We start from the raw sequence: 16,257 nt of genomic DNA, 5'->3' as shown, positions 1-16,257 counted from the left end.
TTGAAATGTCACGAGTAGCAAAAGCCCCGGTAGACGTAGTATCAGGTGTAGAAATTTCTATTTCTGGTCAAGAAGTCTCTGTAAAAGGCAAAAATGGCACTTTGAGCCGTGTCTTCAACGATGCAGTTGAAGTGGTTCAGGAAGATAACCAGTTAAAAGCACTTCCTCGCGAAGGCTTTGCAAATGGTTGGGCACAAGCAGGTACTGTACGTGCAATTCTGAACAGCATGATTCAAGGTGTTTCAGAAGGTTTTGAGAAAAAGCTTCAGCTAAATGGTGTTGGTTACCGTGCGCAAGCACAAGGTGCCAAACTGAACCTGACGCTTGGTTTCTCTCACCCTGTAGTATACGAAATGCCAGAAGGCATTACGGTTGAAACTCCTAGCCAAACTGAAATCGTCGTCAAAGGCGCCGATAAGCAGGTGGTAGGACAGGTTGCGGCGAACATCCGCGCGTACCGTCCACCAGAGCCTTACAAAGGTAAAGGTGTACGTTATGCAGACGAGCACGTACGTCGTAAAGAAGCTAAGAAAAAGTAGGTGGGTGATACGATGGATAAGAAAACAGCTCGCATTCGTCGCGCAACTCGCGCACGAGCAAAAATTCGTGAACTGGCCGCGCATCGCTTGGTTGTAAACCGTACACCTCGCCACATCTATGCTCAGTTAATCGCTCCTAGCGGTGCTGAAGTATTGGCAGCGGCTTCTACTGTTGAAAAAGATCTTGCGAAAGATCTGAAATCAACTGGTAACGCTGAAGCAGCGGCGAAAGTCGGTAAAGCAATCGCAGAACGTGCAATCGAGAAAGGCATCAAAGATGTGGCCTTCGATCGTAGCGGGTTTAAATACCACGGTCGCGTGAAAGCATTGGCTGATGCAGCTCGCGAAGCTGGCCTTCAGTTCTAGGAGTTTATAATGGCTAAACAAGAAGTTCAGAACGGTGAACTGTTAGAGAAATTGATTGCCGTAAACCGCGTATCTAAAGTGGTTAAAGGTGGTCGTATCTTCAGTTTCACTGCATTGACAGTAGTGGGTGACGGTAATGGTCGCGTAGGTTTCGGTTACGGCAAAGCACGTGAAGTGCCTGCTGCAATCCAGAAAGCTATGGAAAAGGCACGTCGCAACATGGTTGACGTTGACTTAAACGGCCACACACTGCAGCACCCAATTAAAGGTCGTCACTCTGGCTCTAAAGTTTACATGCAGCCTGCATCAGAAGGTACCGGTATCATCGCCGGCGGTGCAATGCGTGCAGTACTTGAAGTAGCTGGTGTACAGAACGTACTTTCAAAATGTTACGGCTCTACAAACCCAATCAACGTTGTTCGTGCAACAGTAAACGCGCTGACCGAGATGAACTCGCCAGCGGGTATTGCCGCGAAACGTGGATTGTCTGTAGAAGAGATTTTGGGGTAATCAGACATGGCAACGATTAAAGTAAAGCAAACGAAAAGTGCGATTGGCAGACTGCCAAAGCACAAAGCGACGCTTAAGGGCTTAGGCCTGCGTAAAATCAACCATGTCCGTGAACTGGAAGACACCCCAGCAGTACGTGGCATGATCAACCGTGTAAATTACATGGTTGAGATAGTGGAGGAATAAGACATGCGTTTAAACGATATTTCTCCTGCACCAGGAGCAAAACATTCAGCTAAGCGTGCTGGCCGTGGTATCGGTTCAGGTCTTGGTAAAACCGGTGGCCGTGGTCACAAGGGACAGAAAAGCCGTTCAGGTGGTACTGTTAAGCCAGGATTTGAAGGTGGTCAGATGCCAATCCAGCGTCGTCTGCCTAAGTTTGGTTTCACGTCACGTAAAGGCATGGTTTCTGACCAGGTTACACTGACTGAAATCGCGAAGGTAGAAGGTGATACCGTTTCTCTTGAAACTTTGAAAGCTGCGGGTCTTGTTAAGAAAGAAATGCAGTTCGTCAAAGTCGTTAAGAGCGGTGAAGTATCACGCGCGGTAACGGTTAGCGGGTTGAAGGTTACTAAAGGCGCTAAAGAAGCGATTGAAGCTGCTGGCGGTAAAGTAGAGGAATAAGCTAGATGGCTAAACCAGGATTGGACTCAGGCGCCAAAAGCGGCCTGAGTGAGCTGAAATCAAGATTGTTGTTCGTACTTGGTGCGATCGTAGTATTCAGACTAGGCTCATACGTGCCTATTCCTGGTATCGATCCTGCGGTCCTTGCACAGTTGTTTGAACAACAAAAAGGCACCATTGTAGAAATGTTTAACATGTTCTCTGGTGGTGCTCTTGAGCGAGCGTCCGTTCTGGCTTTGGGCATTATGCCATACATTACTGCGTCCATTATTATGCAGTTGCTCTCGGTGGTTCATCCACCGATGATGGAGCTTAAAAAAGAAGGCGAAGCAGGTCGTCGTAAAATTAGTCAGTACACGCGTTATTTAACGCTGATCCTGGCTACATTCCAGTCAATTGGAATTGCGACCGGTCTGCCCAACCTGATTAATGGATTGGTGATAAGTCCTGGCTTCGGATTTTACTTTACGGCAGTAGTGAGCTTAGTCACAGGAACTATGTTCCTGATGTGGTTAGGTGAGCAAATTACTGAACGAGGTATTGGTAACGGTATCTCTATATTGATCTTTGCTGGTATTGTTGCCGGTCTGCCAACAGCGATAGGCCAGACTGCGGAACAAGCAAGACAGGGCGACATTAATATGCTGTTCCTGTTACTGATCGGTGTCATTGTTATTGGTCTGACTTACCTGGTTGTGTTCGTTGAACGTGCACAGCGCAGAATTGTGGTGAACTATGCGAAGCGTCAACAGGGCCGTAAGGTCTTTGCAGCGCAAAGCACGCACTTACCACTTAAAGTCAACATGGCTGGTGTCATTCCACCTATCTTTGCGTCCAGCATCATTCTGTTCCCCGGAACCATCGCAGGATGGTTTGGTCAGAATGAATCTACAGCGTGGTTGCAGGATGTAGCGCTTATGCTCTCTCCTGGTCAGCCGCTGTACGTGATGTTATATGCAGCTGCGATTATCTTCTTCTGCTTCTTTTACACGGCGTTGGTTTTCAACCCGCGTGATACAGCAGACAACCTGAAGAAGTCTGGCGCGTTTATCCCTGGCATTCGCCCGGGTGAACAAACGTCGCGCTATATCGATAAGGTAATGACTCGTCTGACACTGGCTGGCGCACTTTACATAACCTTTATTTGTTTGGTGCCTGAATTCATGCTGATTGCCTGGAATGTGCCGTTCTACTTCGGTGGTACGTCGCTTCTGATTATTGTGGTAGTTATCATGGACTTCATGGCGCAGGTGCAGACACATTTGATGTCCAGTCAATATGAGTCTGTTCTGAAGAAAGCTAATCTTAAAGGCTACGGCCGCTAAGTTAGCCTACTACGGAGTGATGTAATGAAAGTTCGTGCATCAGTAAAAAAGATTTGCCGTAACTGCAAAGTCATCAAGCGCAACGGTGTTGTGCGTGTGATTTGCACAGAGCCAAAGCATAAGCAAAGGCAAGGTTAATCTACGCGGTACAGAATATACGCATGAAAGTGTAAGCAGAACCTGACATCAGGTTCTGCTGTCTTGCTTGCAGTAATCTGGACCTTAATTTGCAATTTAGTCGACGGGTAAGTATCCTATCGGGCTTTTTAGGTCGTCGACAATAATTAGAGGAGTGCTGTTAATGGCCCGTATCGCTGGCATTAACATTCCTGAACACAAGCACGCTGTGATTGCTATCCAAGCAATTTATGGCGTTGGCCCTACACGTGCGAAAAGCATTTGTGCGGGTGCTGGTGTTGCAGAAAATACAAAAATCAAAGAGTTAGACGAAGCTACTATTGATAAGCTTCGTGATGAAGTGGCGAAATTCACTGTAGAAGGTGATCTTCGTCGTGAAGTATCAATGAGCATCAAACGTTTGATGGACCTGGGTTGCTTCCGTGGCATCCGCCACCGTCGTAGCTTGCCTCTACGTGGTCAGCGCACTAAAACTAATGCGCGTACCCGTAAAGGTCCTCGTAAGCCAATTAAGAAGTAAGCGGGGGAGTTAAGTTATGGCAAAAGCACCTACTCGTAGTACGCGTAAACGCGCAAAACGTCAGGTTGCAGACGGTATGGCTCATATCCATGCGTCTTTCAACAACACAATTGTGACTATCACAGACCGTCAAGGCAATGCACTTGCTTGGGCAACTTCTGGTGGTTCAGGTTTCCGTGGTTCACGTAAATCTACCCCATTTGCTGCACAGGTAGCTGCTGAGCGTGCTGGCGTAGCCGCACAAGAATACGGTCTGAAGAACCTTGAAGTGTTCGTTAAAGGTCCAGGTCCAGGCCGTGAGTCTGCGATCCGTGCTCTTAACGCTACAGGTTATAAGATCACAAACATTACCGATGTGACCCCTATTCCTCACAACGGTTGTCGTCCACCGAAAAAACGTCGCGTTTAATCGACGGACAGTTGGAGAAAGATCATGGCAAGATATTTGGGTCCTAAACTCAAACTTAGCCGTCGCGAAGGAACAGACCTGTTCCTGAAAAGCGGCGTTCGCGCAATCGATTCTAAATGTAAAATCGATACAGCGCCTGGTCAGCATGGTGCCCGTCGTGGCCGTTTGTCTGACTACGGTGTTCAGCTGCGTGAAAAGCAAAAAGTACGTCGTATGTATGGCGTATTGGAAAAGCAATTCCGTAACTACTATAAAGAAGCGGCTCGTCTGAAAGGCAACACCGGTGAAAACCTGTTGCAACTTCTTGAGCAGCGTCTTGATAACGTAGTTTATCGGATGGGATTTGCCAGCACTCGTGCAGAAGCGCGTCAGCTGGTTAGCCACAAAGCGATTATGGTTAATGGCAAAGTGGTAAACATTCCATCTTTTAACGTTACTGCCGAAGACGTGGTTTCTGTTCGTGAAAAAGCTAAGAAGCAATCGCGCATCGTGGCTGCTTTGGAACTGGCTGACCAACGTGAGAAGCCAACCTGGATTGAAGTAGACAGCAACAAGATGGAAGGTACGTTCAAGCGTATTCCTGAAAGAACTGACCTGTCTGCCGATATTAACGAACAGTTGATCGTCGAACTTTACTCTAAGTAAAGCTAACTAAAGAGGAAGCATTGTGGGTTCTGTGACTGAATTCCTAAAACCGAGATTAGTTGAGATCGAAAACCTTTCTCCTACTCGTGCCAAAGTAACTTTGGAACCACTCGAGCGCGGCTTCGGCCACACTCTGGGTAACGCCCTGCGCCGCATCTTACTGTCATCCATGCCTGGTTGTGCAGTAACAGAGGTTGAAATTGACGGCGTGCTACACGAGTACAGCACCAAAGAAGGTGTTCAGGAAGATGTGATTGAGATCTTGCTAAATCTGAAAGGTTTAGCGGTTCGCCTTGAAGGTAAAAACGAGGCAACCCTGACACTAGTGAAATCTGGCGCTGGCCCTGTTGTTGCTGGTGATATTCAGCATGACGGCGATGTAGAAATTGTAAACCCTGATCACGTTATCTGTACTCTGACTGGCGATGCTGAAATCAGCATGCGCGTTAAAGTAGAGATGGGCCGTGGTTATGTTCCAGCTTCTACGCGTCGCTCCTCTGAAGAAGATGATCGTCCAATTGGTCGTTTGTTAGTTGACGCTTCATACAGCCCAGTTGAACGTATTGCATATACTGTTGAGTCTGCCCGTGTTGAACAACGCACAGACTTAGACAAACTGATCATCGATATGGAGACGAACGGTACCTTGGATCCTGAAGAAGCGATCCGCCGTTCTGCGACTATCCTAGCTGAACAGCTGGATGCATTCGTAGATTTACGTGATGTATCTGAGCCAGAAGCGAAAGAAGAGAAGCCGGAATTCGATCCGATTCTACTTCGCCCGGTTGATGACCTGGAGCTGACAGTACGTTCTGCAAACTGTTTGAAAGCAGAAGCTATCCAGTACATTGGTGACCTGGTACAGCGCACTGAGGTTGAGCTACTTAAAACGCCTAACCTTGGTAAGAAATCGCTAACTGAAATCAAAGATGTTCTTGCATCTCGTGGACTGTCTCTGGGCATGCGCCTGGAAAACTGGCCACCAGAGAGCATCGCTGAAAAAGATTAATCAGGTTTATATCAAACTGATTTGTAGAGAAGGATAAAACTATGCGCCATCGTAAGAGTGGTCGTCAGTTGAATCGCAACAGCAGCCATCGTCAAGCTATGTTCAAAAACATGGCCGGTTCATTGGTTAAGCACGAAGTGATTAAAACGACGTTGCCAAAAGCGAAAGAATTACGTCGCGTAATCGAGCCTCTTATCACTATGGCTAAAGAAGACAGCGTTGCAAACCGCCGTCTGGCTTTCGCCCGCACTGGTGATAAAGAAGTTGTAGGTAAACTGTTCAACGAGCTTGGTCCTCGTTACGAAGCTCGCCCAGGCGGTTACACTCGCATTCTTAAATGCGGTTTCCGTGCAGGCGACAATGCCCCTATGGCATTCGTTGAGCTAGTAGATCGTCCAGTTGAAGAAGTCGCTGAAGAAGCGGAAGACGCAACTGAAGAGTAAGTGATTGCTCTTTTATCTTAGGCTTAGGTCTTTGATAGATTTGAAAAACCCCGCTTAGGCGGGGTTTTTTTGTTGGAGTGAGTTTATAGTTGCTTTAACGTTTCGATAATTGGAGTGAGCTTTTCAGGTAGCGTGTCGCCGATAAACTGAGGCTTTAACTCTTCGCCGGACATTGATGCTTTCTTTTCTCTGATGTACTTTGATACCGACTCTCGAGTAGTTGGCGCCCTCACTACGAAGCGAGCGTTTGTTTGCATACAAAAATAATCTGGTCTTATATTATTGATAAGCTCTACATCTACATTACCTGCGGTATGTACAAAAATAACCGTTTCAAACAGTCTGGAGATGTATTGGAACATGCTGTAAGCGGAGGAAGAACCAAATAAAATGATCTTCTGCTTAAATAATGCCATTTCATTGTGCATCGTTATTATGCGGCCAAAGTTAGGCAGCTGATTATCATATACGACTACATCCCGATAGTTAAAGCTAGCAAGTACATCTTCATCCGCGGATCTCGGCGGATATACCTTTCTTCCCAAATCTCCGAAGGCTTGTCGTTTTATATATTCGTCGTCCTTAAACGTTTCTCGAATCCGCTTATCATACCCGGTCAGGGTTGTAGTAAGTTGAATAGCAGCTTCTCTAGCCCCATGAACGGTCCAGTGGGTATCGCATACCCTGAAGGACCTTTCAGGCAATCGACTTAGTTGCATGACTGGAAAGATAAAATTAAATGATTTTGGGACTATCTTTTGTAACTGCTTTATTGGGGTACTGCGGGCTTCACTATATGGATAGTAGTCTGAATAAACGTTTTCTTTGGACGGGGCAATAAGTAAACATGTTGGTATTTTTGTTAAGGCTGAAAGCTCAATTAAGCTTTTAAAATAACTTTTCCATTTAGACTTTTCAAAGCGTGAAAGCTTCACATTACCAGTGTACTGCTCGACGCTCTGGTTAGAGTCATTATCAAGAAATAGCCAATTATTTTTCCCTTCCAGAACTTTAAAAGCGCCTTCGATTGTACCTTCAACCAAAGGATAGTACTTCCCACGACTTACAACCCCAATGCTGAAACTGGAATCGGGAAAGGTCACTGAGTGTCTGAATCCGCATAAAAGCTTGTCGTGACCTTCTGCTTCTTCCTTAAGGACTCGTTCTATAACATCCGGCCGCGATTCATTAAAGGGTAACGGCTTGACGACATTACCGCACATTAACGCTACAGAAGGTTGTGCATTGTCTGTGGGAAGAACCCACCCGCGGACTCTAATACCCTTTTCACCAATGCGTACATCAGAAACTGAAAAATCATCTTTAGGTGAATCCAGGCACCATCTGAAAACACCTTCAGCAGCGGATGATGAATGTTTAAGTTTAATTTTATAGACAGCCACTACTTAATCCTTGTAAAGCGACTTCCTTTCTAAAGGTAGGCGTTAACAACATCATATTCATCACCTAGTTTACTCTTTAAACTCGCTATTCTTTTAGGTATTTGAGTTCCAGGTTTGTTTCTTACGTTTCGATATTCTGTTTGTATTTCCATATCCAATAATCCTACGAGCCTGTCGATAGATTCTGAATATCGATGGACTGAACCAACAAAGTCGAAATCAGTAATTGGAACATTTGAAAAAAATCGCGTGTAAATGTGGGTCAAAGACTCAGCACGTTTGTACTTGATCAGATCATAAACGATGTTTTCTTTGTCTGTGATTCCTTTATCAAAATAAAGCTTTTCAAGTATAGAGTAGTGTGGATGACCTACACCTATAGCCAGAAGATGGCCTACAAGAGACCATATTCGCTCAATAGGGTCTCTAATCCAGACCAGCCGCTTTGCGTTGGGGAACTGATCAAGATGTAGAGGATGAGGCCGAAAATGTCCGTGTAGAAATATTGACCTTGATGGCACCCAAACAGGTTCACCGGCACTCATTTCAGTCGCTCCTGTGTTTGCATACACACCAAACACGCGAGATTTTCCAACAGCATTCTCAAAGCTGTATCTTAGAGAGCTCCCTGCCGTTTTGGGAATATGGTGGGAGATCCATGCTACATTTTTGTTTGGATTTAAGGGCGTAGTATCCGAAGGACGGAAAAGCTTTTCTACTTTCCAAAGAGGATGAATTCTGTACGTCATAGACCGTTATCTTTCTAAAGCGGAGGACATTAGACCACAATAGTGGTTTCTTTAAAACTTAGCCGCTTTAGGAATTGGTTGGACTCGGCGGTTATTCCTCAATACCATATGTTGGTTTTATAGCGATCTTAAAGAGAAAAGATGTCTACGACCGCCCCCGACTTTGCAGAACAGCAGTTTGATAGAGCTTGGTACTTGAAGCAATATCCGGACGTTGCCTCAGCCGGAGTTGATCCAAAGCACCACTTTTTGCAGTTTGGCTGGCAAGAAGGCCGTTGGCCATGTGGGTTTGGGGTTGTAGAATTAGACCATAAAATATGGTCTGACCTATCACCTGAAAAGTCGCTAGAATCGCTTAGAGATATTATTTTCAAGGGAAATAGTCCACAGTCTGGTCTTGCAGCTTGGTTTTTATGCCGTTGGCTAGCTAGTTGGGCCAGATGGGAGGAAGCAGCTGTTTTTATCCCGGTGATGCTTGAAGATCAAAACGCTCTGTCCTTTATTCGTCATCAAGGGCCTTATCTACTCGCCTTCAGCATTTACAGTAAACTTAATAATCTACGTGAAGCTGAATCTGTATTAGGTTCGAAAAGTTGGGCGAATACACATGATAAATCTCTGGCTCGCTCAATGCTGTTTACCGGATCAGATAAATTAGAGGTTATTAACGACGTTTTTAGAACCCATGGATTGAGTGAAATTTTGAGTTGCTCTAATCCCGGTATGAATTCAATAAACTCAGAAGCGAAAACAGAGGCTACAAACAATCAGTTTTTAAGCCCTCTGGTTTCTATCATCATCCCTTGCTTCAATGCCGAGGAAACGCTGCCAGTAGCACTCAGGAGCTTGTGCGCTCAAAGTTACAGGAAGCTCGAAATTATTGTTGTAAATGATGCATCAACTGACAACAGTGAAGATGTCATCCAGCAGTTCGTTAACGAAGACAGTCGAGTAAGATACATCGAACAACCCCAGAACAGCGGTGCGTATGCGGCACGAAACGCTGGCTTAGCAGTTGCTAAAGGTAGTCTCATAACAACTCATGACGCAGATGATTGGTCTCATCCTCAAAAAATTGCGCTACAGGTCAGGGCGTTAAGAACTAACAGAAGAGCTGTTGCTTGTTTGTCGCATTGGGCAAGAAGCGATAACTTGCTTAACTTTGAAAGATGGCGAATGGAAGATGCTTGGATATATAGGAATATCTCCAGTTTGATGTTTCGCCGAAGGGTCCATAGGAAACTTGGCTTTTGGGATAACGTTTCTGTGAACGCCGATACTGAGTATGTTAACCGTGTATCTAAACAGTTTGGAAGCTCAAGAGTTATAGACGTTTTGCCGGGTGTACCTTTAGCTTTTGGAAGAGTCGATCCCGGCTCGCTGACTCAAACTAGTGCAACACACCTCAGAACCCAATTCCGCGGATTACGCAAAGAATATATAGACTCCGCTACTTTGTGGCATACGCATAATAAGCGGTTATACATGCCAAAATCCGGAAACCGGAAATTTACAGTTCCACCTCATATGTGTCGAGGTAGCCAGGTCACTAACGAGCAAAACTTGCTGGCATATCTAAAGAGCACAAATCTGTTCGATGCTAAGTGGTATCTGGAGAAGAACCAGGATGTTAAACAAGCCGGTGCAGAGCCATTAAAACATTTTGTTAAGTGGGGCGTTTACGAAGGCAGAGATCCTACATCTACATTCAGCCTGAGTGCCTTTGCACTCATAGAAGAGAAATCGTTTTTTGATGCGATGTGCCTTTGGGTTTCCGATGCGTCGCAGCGTGAGAAATCGTTAAATGTATTAGGGCACGTCTCTGAAAAGCAAGGTAAAAGAATATTGATGTTTGGCCACCTGGCGGGTGTCGAACTGTTCGGAGCTGAACGCAGCTTTTTAGATACTGTTGAAATGCTTTCTAGTATGGGCGCGACGATTGAGGTAGTCCTGCCAGAAGCGAAGAACATCGAATACATTAGTGAAATCAAGAGATACGTCACAAAAATCCATTTCCTGCCTTTAGCCTGGTGGCATGAAACCAGAAACCTTTATACCTCAACGATCGCAGAGGTTGAAAAGATAATTGATAGATTATCTCCTGAGGTAGTTTATATAAATACGATAACACTTTGGGAGCCTTACATTGCCGCGAAAAATAAAAAAGTAGAAACAGTCACACACGTTAGAGAGTTGCCGGCTTATGACAAGGAGTTGTGCCAACTGCTAGGATCCAGTGCGGATAAAATCAGAGACTCGATCATTGGGTTATCAGATAGATTTATCGCCAACTCGGTAATAAGTGCCAATTATATCAATTTGCCGAAGCGGACATCTGTTGTTCACAATGCAGTTCGTGCCAAACACTTCAAAACGAAAGCTGTAAGTAACGGCAACAACATAAAAGCGGTAATGTTAAGCAGCAATACCAGAAAAAAAGGAATCGAAGACTTTTTCTCAGTCGCAAGGCTATGCAGTGACGCCGATTTGCCAGTAAAGTTCGAGTTGTACGGTCCCGATACGGAAGACTTACGAAACTGTATGGATGATGGCTTTCCGAACAATGTTTTCTACAAAGGCTATACCAATGATGTTGCCGCAACGCTTGGCGATGCTGATATCCTCTTAAATTTATCCCATTTTCAGGAGTCATTCGGGCGAACCGTTGTAGAAGGCATGGCCGCAGGTTGTGTTGTTATCGCGTATAGGTGGGGTGCAATTCCTGAGGTCGTATCCGGAAAATCCGGTGTGTTGACTGAGAAAGGTAACGTCAATGGCATATTCGAAGCAATACGCGATGTAAGCAGCAACACGGAGAAGCGCAGAGCGCTCTCCTCAGAAGCAGTGAAAGAGGCGTCCATGCGTTTTGATATATCGGTAATACAACAAAAACTCATGCACGGTGTATTTAACATTGATGAATGATTAGCCACAGCAGAGAAATCAACCTGCCGCCTTCCATCGGTGTAATTTTATTTCAATAATGCTAAACTTTGCGGTTATAGCGAGGGAGCGTTAAGTATTCGTAAATAGTACGACTGCATCAGTATTGGTAGGCAGCGTCGTCCTCGGAAAACGATAAAATATTGAGCAAGCAAATTTGTTGCTATTCTCAAAAGATGTTAGCCATGAACCAGTCCACAAACCCAGTACGACATCGTTCACATCATCTAACACGTCGAGTAAACATTTTAGAAAGTGTCAACGAAGGAGCGTACGCGTTTCGAATATGATTAATCAGACCTCTAGTAAAAAACTCATTTCGAAAACTAAAAGGGCGAATTCGTTTCGTTTACTTTCTTTGCTAAATAGCAGTGTGCGGAGCATTTTATGACTGTGATATTGACCCTTTCTAATAGTGATGATTGGGAACGAATTGTAAGTAAAACCCCTACCCAAAATGTTAGACATATTAGTGATGCTTCAAAAGCTGATGGCGGCTGCATTGTAAGGCAACCAGCTTCAATGGATGACTTACGCTCGACGCTAACCACATGCGAGTCGGTTTTACTGGTTTATCCATCAATAGAATCAGTCTTATCTGCAGAGATGAAAAGTGGAGCAAGCGAAGAAACCGCAGTGAGCAAAGGAATCAACTTTGGCGAAGAGCTTCTTACCATACACAAAGGTGCGCGTAGGAAGCTTAAATTGGTGAATATGCGTCATTTGAGCGTTGCTACGGAGGACGAACTACAGGCTTTATCTGAGCATGGATGGGATATATCAGGATCTCCGGAAATAGCGCCTGATGATGTATTTGTGCTTGCCGCCCTCCAACTCATTAAACAAAACAAAAAACTAAACAAATGCACTGAGCTACTGTCCGCAAGCAGTATTCCATTAAGTCAGTCAGCCGGCGATGTTGATATTGATTCGATACTGAATGGATATAAAACACTTGCAGTGGATGTGGAGAAGTCACGTCAGTCTGAAGAGGATAAATTACATCAAATTTCAGATCTAAAGCATGAATTAAGTCAAAAGGTGGGCAATGTTCATGCAATGCAGAATGAAAGGGACCTGTTACAGTCACAGTTAATTCAGGTTCAGGAAGAACTGGAGGCCTACTACACCCAGTCTGAAGAGCTAAAAGCATCACTACAGCGAGAGAAAGTTACTGCAACACAATCTGAACGCAAAGCGCAAGACGCTGTTCAAGAGCTTCAGCGTTTAAATGCCGCTCAGGTTGAAGACCTCAATTCGTTGAAGTTGGCTTTGGCCAATAAAGAAAGCTTAGCAAATGATCTTTGGGAGCAGGTTCATGACGGCCTTGCCAAGATTGAGGCACTGCTTAACGAGCGTGAAGACGATAAGAATACATTGTCAGAAAGATCAGCGTTACTGAAATCTTTTGAAGCTCAGGCTGAGGAACGGAGCAAAGAGAATGAACTGCTAAAAGCGCATTTAATTACCGTACAGGAAGAGCTGGAGAAATATTTTGTAAATGCCTCTAACGCAGAAGAGCACCTTACAACTGAATTAGAGCAACGTAATGCGTTGCAAAACGAGCTAAGTATTTCTCAAAAGAAACTGCAGCAGCTTACATCGGAAAACGCCACTCTTGAGTCTCGTCTGTTAAGGGTTGAGGATGCTAAGCGTCAGCAACATAGCGCGCATATCAGAGAACTTAAACAACAGCAACGAGAGTATACAAAGCTGGAACATAAGTTTAAGCAGCAGCGTGGTGAGCTTGCATCACATACTCAGCAAGTGAAGCGCCTGGAAAACGAGCTGGAAAATATCAAGAAGTCAGGCTCTTGGAAAATCGGCGCACCTGCAAGAGCCGTTGGAAGAGCCTTAAGCAAGGTTGATAAGAAAAAACATAAGCTTCAACAAGATATTGGCTTGCTTTATACCAGTGACTTATTCGACGCCGACTGGTATTTGAAAACATATCCGGATATTGCGGAAGCTGGTGTTGATCCAGCCGAGCATTATCTTAAATACGGTGCGGAAGAAGGGCGCTTACCCAGCGCATATTTCGACGGTAACTGGTACTTACAACGATACCCAGACATCGCTGATTCGAAGGTTAACCCGCTAATCCATTATCTGAAGTTTGGACAAAACGAAGGCCGCACTGGTTCTCCAAAGCTTTTAGAGAATAGCGCTGAGTAGGTAGGTGGTAATAATGAATAGTAAACAACTTATCTGGATAGGCGCGGGAACAGCAACAGCACCTGAGTTTAATTTCGACAACTACGCTTCTGTGACTCTCATTGAGGCAAGAGAAGCCGCATGTCGCGAACTATCAGCACTATTTCAACATAGCGAAAATGTAACGGTAAAGCATTGCTGTGTCTCGGTCACAGGCAAAGAGAGCAAGTTTTTCACGTGCAACGTAGAGGAGTTCTCTGCACTAGCAAGACCTGCAGAGTTAAAGACGTTATATCCTGGGCTTAAAGTCGAAGATTCTTCAGAGTTAGAAACGGTACCTATTGACGAACTTATCGAGCAAGAAACAAAATATGCCGATTTGGAACTATTCATCGATATTCCGGCTACAGCTGGTGAACTGGTTCGCAAGCTTGATGGTAGTGGAGTTCTGGAAAGAGTAACCAAATTGCATGTAACTGCAGGTAGTGACCTCTTGTATGAGGAAAGCCTGAGTATTACCAGCATTAAAGAGCTGCTTGATGGCTACTTCCTTACCGAAACGGCAAGGGATGAATCAGATCCTGATATTCCTACCGTGACTTTTGCATTGGATAAAAGTGCGAAAGCGATAGGGCAACTAAAGGCCGAAAACGAAAAGCTCAAAGAGCAATTGCAAGCGGCCAGGCAGCAAGAAAAAATGGCCGCAGAGTTAGTTGAAGAGCGCAACATCAGAGAAAGTCTTCTGAAAGAAAAAGAGCAGGAGCTTGAAGCCAAAACAAACGAATTGAAAGGCTTGGCTGAAGAACTGGAGTCTATAAAGAACGATTGTAACTCTAAGCATTCTGAGTTTGAGAGTGCACTAAGCAAAAACGCTGAGCTTGAAGAGAAACTTAGCATGTCAGAGCAAGCGTTAGATGAAGCAAATCAGGAGCTTGAGGAAGAAAGCAGCAAGCTGACAAAGGCCCAAGAATCTTTGCATTCAACACAATCCGAGCTGGAAGCAGCATTAAACGCTAAGGCTGGCTTCGAGGATGAAATTAAAGCGCTCGAGCAGGATGCTTACGAAAAAGAGAACGAAGCGTCGACTAAGCTCAAGAAGGTTTCAGAAGCTCTTGAAGAACTGAAGCAGAGTGAGGAGCAAAAGCGCAACGAACTTAAAGCGTCTCAGCTAAAGGTGGAAGAGTTAACTAACCAGGTTTCGAAGAAAGAGGCGGAATTAGAGGCGGCTAAAGCGCACAACGAGAGCGAAATAAGTAAGCTCAAAGATGAAGCCACAGCATTAAAGAAAAAAATTAATGAGACTGACTCTGTAAACGTAAACCTCAGTAAGTCACTGGATATCACAACAAAGCAAAACCTGAAACTGCAAGTGGACCTTGATGATTTACGGGAACGCTTTGCAAATAGTAAAGAGAATGAAGCTCGACTGAAGGCTCTCATTAGCGACCTTCACGAAAAATTACAAAAGGCAGCGAACTTCTACCACCGACTTGAAAAAACAAATCCAGAATTGCTGAGTCAAAGTGATGAGTGAAATAAAAGACGACCTACAGCAATTACATACCGAGTTGAATGACGCACTGAAGCTTGTTTCAGAGTTTAGCGGTGTCTCTGCCGAGCGTGACGTCACTCTGGATCATAACCTGCAAATAAAAGAGACGCAGAGCTTGCTGGAGAGGTGTAACGAGGTTGTTGCAGACGAAGAAGAAAAGCCAACGATACGTTTAGTTCATCATTTTGCTTGCACCGGCGGAACTTTGATATCCAAATGTATTGCCTCTCAACCCAATGTTTATCTGTTGAGTGAGGTACACCCTACAACGAAGGTTGGTTGGGTACCGAACCAAACTACTTTCATACCCCGTGATATTATCACTAATCTACGTCGTGCAGGTATTCCAAACGAAAGTAAGCTTTCTGAAGAAATTTTTGAAGCATCAATATTACAAACTGTCCGCCATCTGGAAAAGAGAGGGGGCGAGTTGGTGTTACGGGCACATACTCATTCTGACTACTGTACGACAGACGAAGTGCCTGAGATTGATACTCTATCAAGGGTACTGGAGCCTCGATTTAAATTAGCACACTTGGTAACCATCCGAAATCCAATAGATTCGTACTTGTCGCTTCAGCGTAACGGCTGGGTGCATTTCACACCTGCTAACTTTGATGAGTATTGTAGAAGGTTTCTGAAATTTATCTCGCCATTTAATAAATCCCAAATCTTTAAATATGAAGACTTTGTCAGCGACCCTGAGTCAGCAATGAGAGATATTACTTCGCAACTAGAATTATCATTTTCAGCCGAATCACTATTGGCATTTGATATGTTTGCTCTCAGTGGTGATAGTGGAAGAAAAGCATCAGAGATAAGTCCTCGATCCAGACATGAAGTTAGTGAAGAGTTAAGAAACGAAGTTCTAAGCTCAAAACATTACAAAAAAATATCCGAAATGTTTGGATATGAAATTTAAATCAAA

General features: G+C 44.6%; 18 protein-coding genes. 16 read left to right on the top strand and 2 right to left on the bottom strand.

From position 1 onward, the window contains the following. Positions 1-5 precede the first annotated feature (5 nt). From rplF to rplQ, 12 genes are all read left to right on the top strand, one after another. Positions 6-539, top strand: coding sequence for a 50S ribosomal protein L6 (rplF, locus tag JKP77_RS09490; protein ID WP_218310947.1), 534 nt, complete (start codon positions 6-8; stop codon positions 537-539). 12 nt (positions 540-551) lie between these two features. Beyond that, positions 552-905, top strand: coding sequence for a 50S ribosomal protein L18 (gene rplR, locus JKP77_RS09485; RefSeq protein ID WP_218310946.1), 354 nt, complete (start codon positions 552-554; stop codon positions 903-905). A gap of 9 nt (positions 906-914) precedes the next feature. Beyond that, complete coding sequence (gene rpsE / locus JKP77_RS09480; protein ID WP_218310945.1) at positions 915-1,415, top strand: 30S ribosomal protein S5; 501 nt, start codon at positions 915-917, stop codon at positions 1,413-1,415. A 6-nt stretch (positions 1,416-1,421) separates the two neighbouring features. Further along, on the top strand, positions 1,422-1,601 hold the full coding sequence (rpmD, locus tag JKP77_RS09475; RefSeq protein WP_044058207.1) for a 50S ribosomal protein L30: 180 nt from the start codon (positions 1,422-1,424) through the stop codon (positions 1,599-1,601). Positions 1,602-1,604: 3 nt separating this feature from the next. Beyond that, positions 1,605-2,039 carry a 50S ribosomal protein L15 gene (gene rplO, locus JKP77_RS09470; RefSeq protein WP_218310944.1) on the top strand — a complete coding sequence of 145 codons (435 nt, stop codon included), beginning with the start codon at positions 1,605-1,607 and terminating at the stop codon, positions 2,037-2,039. Between the two features lie 5 nt (positions 2,040-2,044). Continuing rightward, positions 2,045-3,364 carry a preprotein translocase subunit SecY gene (secY, locus tag JKP77_RS09465; RefSeq protein WP_218310943.1) on the top strand — a complete coding sequence of 440 codons (1,320 nt, stop codon included), beginning with the start codon at positions 2,045-2,047 and terminating at the stop codon, positions 3,362-3,364. Between the two features lie 24 nt (positions 3,365-3,388). Further along, positions 3,389-3,502, top strand: coding sequence for a 50S ribosomal protein L36 (rpmJ, locus tag JKP77_RS09460; protein WP_013786217.1), 114 nt, complete (start codon positions 3,389-3,391; stop codon positions 3,500-3,502). Between the two features lie 163 nt (positions 3,503-3,665). Continuing rightward, positions 3,666-4,022: a 30S ribosomal protein S13 gene (gene rpsM, locus JKP77_RS09455; RefSeq protein WP_012519216.1), complete on the top strand. Its 357-nt coding sequence runs from the start codon at positions 3,666-3,668 to the stop codon at positions 4,020-4,022. Positions 4,023-4,038: 16 nt separating this feature from the next. Next, on the top strand, positions 4,039-4,431 hold the full coding sequence (gene rpsK / locus JKP77_RS09450) for a 30S ribosomal protein S11 (RefSeq protein ID WP_073325331.1): 393 nt from the start codon (positions 4,039-4,041) through the stop codon (positions 4,429-4,431). Between the two features lie 24 nt (positions 4,432-4,455). Then, the gene (rpsD, locus tag JKP77_RS09445; RefSeq protein ID WP_218310942.1) at positions 4,456-5,076 is read left to right on the top strand and encodes a 30S ribosomal protein S4; all 621 of its coding nucleotides are present in this window, start codon (positions 4,456-4,458) and stop codon (positions 5,074-5,076) included. A 19-nt stretch (positions 5,077-5,095) separates the two neighbouring features. Continuing rightward, complete coding sequence (locus JKP77_RS09440) at positions 5,096-6,085, top strand: DNA-directed RNA polymerase subunit alpha (RefSeq protein ID WP_218311036.1); 990 nt, start codon at positions 5,096-5,098, stop codon at positions 6,083-6,085. A 41-nt stretch (positions 6,086-6,126) separates the two neighbouring features. Further along, positions 6,127-6,528, top strand: a complete 402-nt coding sequence (gene rplQ / locus JKP77_RS09435; RefSeq protein WP_218310941.1) for a 50S ribosomal protein L17 — start codon at positions 6,127-6,129, stop codon at positions 6,526-6,528. A gap of 83 nt (positions 6,529-6,611) precedes the next feature. On the opposite strand, the gene JKP77_RS09430 is transcribed toward rplQ, so the two are convergent. Next, on the bottom strand, positions 6,612-7,931 hold the full coding sequence (locus JKP77_RS09430) for an alginate O-acetyltransferase AlgX-related protein (RefSeq protein ID WP_218310940.1): 1,320 nt from the start codon (positions 7,929-7,931) through the stop codon (positions 6,612-6,614). Between the two features lie 29 nt (positions 7,932-7,960). Next, a complete protein-coding gene (locus JKP77_RS09425; RefSeq protein WP_218310939.1) occupies positions 7,961-8,680 on the bottom strand; it encodes a hypothetical protein in 720 nt (239 codons plus the stop codon). Between the two features lie 141 nt (positions 8,681-8,821). Between JKP77_RS09425 and JKP77_RS09420 the strand changes: the two genes are divergently transcribed. The 4 genes from JKP77_RS09420 to JKP77_RS09405 all read left to right on the top strand — a co-directional run bounded on the left by JKP77_RS09420 (position 8,822) and on the right by JKP77_RS09405 (position 16,251). Beyond that, complete coding sequence (locus JKP77_RS09420) at positions 8,822-11,605, top strand: glycosyltransferase (protein ID WP_218310938.1); 2,784 nt, start codon at positions 8,822-8,824, stop codon at positions 11,603-11,605. 540 nt (positions 11,606-12,145) lie between these two features. After that, complete coding sequence (locus JKP77_RS09415; RefSeq protein WP_218310937.1) at positions 12,146-13,798, top strand: coiled-coil domain-containing protein; 1,653 nt, start codon at positions 12,146-12,148, stop codon at positions 13,796-13,798. 13 nt (positions 13,799-13,811) lie between these two features. Beyond that, positions 13,812-15,311 (top strand): coiled-coil domain-containing protein, encoded by a 1,500-nt coding sequence (locus tag JKP77_RS09410; RefSeq protein ID WP_218310936.1) that lies wholly within the window; start codon positions 13,812-13,814, stop codon positions 15,309-15,311. Next, the gene (locus JKP77_RS09405; RefSeq protein ID WP_218310935.1) at positions 15,304-16,251 is read left to right on the top strand and encodes a sulfotransferase family protein; all 948 of its coding nucleotides are present in this window, start codon (positions 15,304-15,306) and stop codon (positions 16,249-16,251) included. The genes JKP77_RS09410 and JKP77_RS09405 overlap by 8 nt, the downstream gene beginning before the upstream one ends. Positions 16,252-16,257 lie beyond the last annotated feature (6 nt).

It is taken from the genome of Alteromonas antoniana, from assembly GCF_019249295.1.
Lineage (GTDB): Bacteria > Pseudomonadota > Gammaproteobacteria > Enterobacterales > Alteromonadaceae > Alteromonas > Alteromonas antoniana.
Note: the sequence above shows the minus strand (reverse complement) of the source record. Positions and strands in the feature narration are given on the sequence as shown.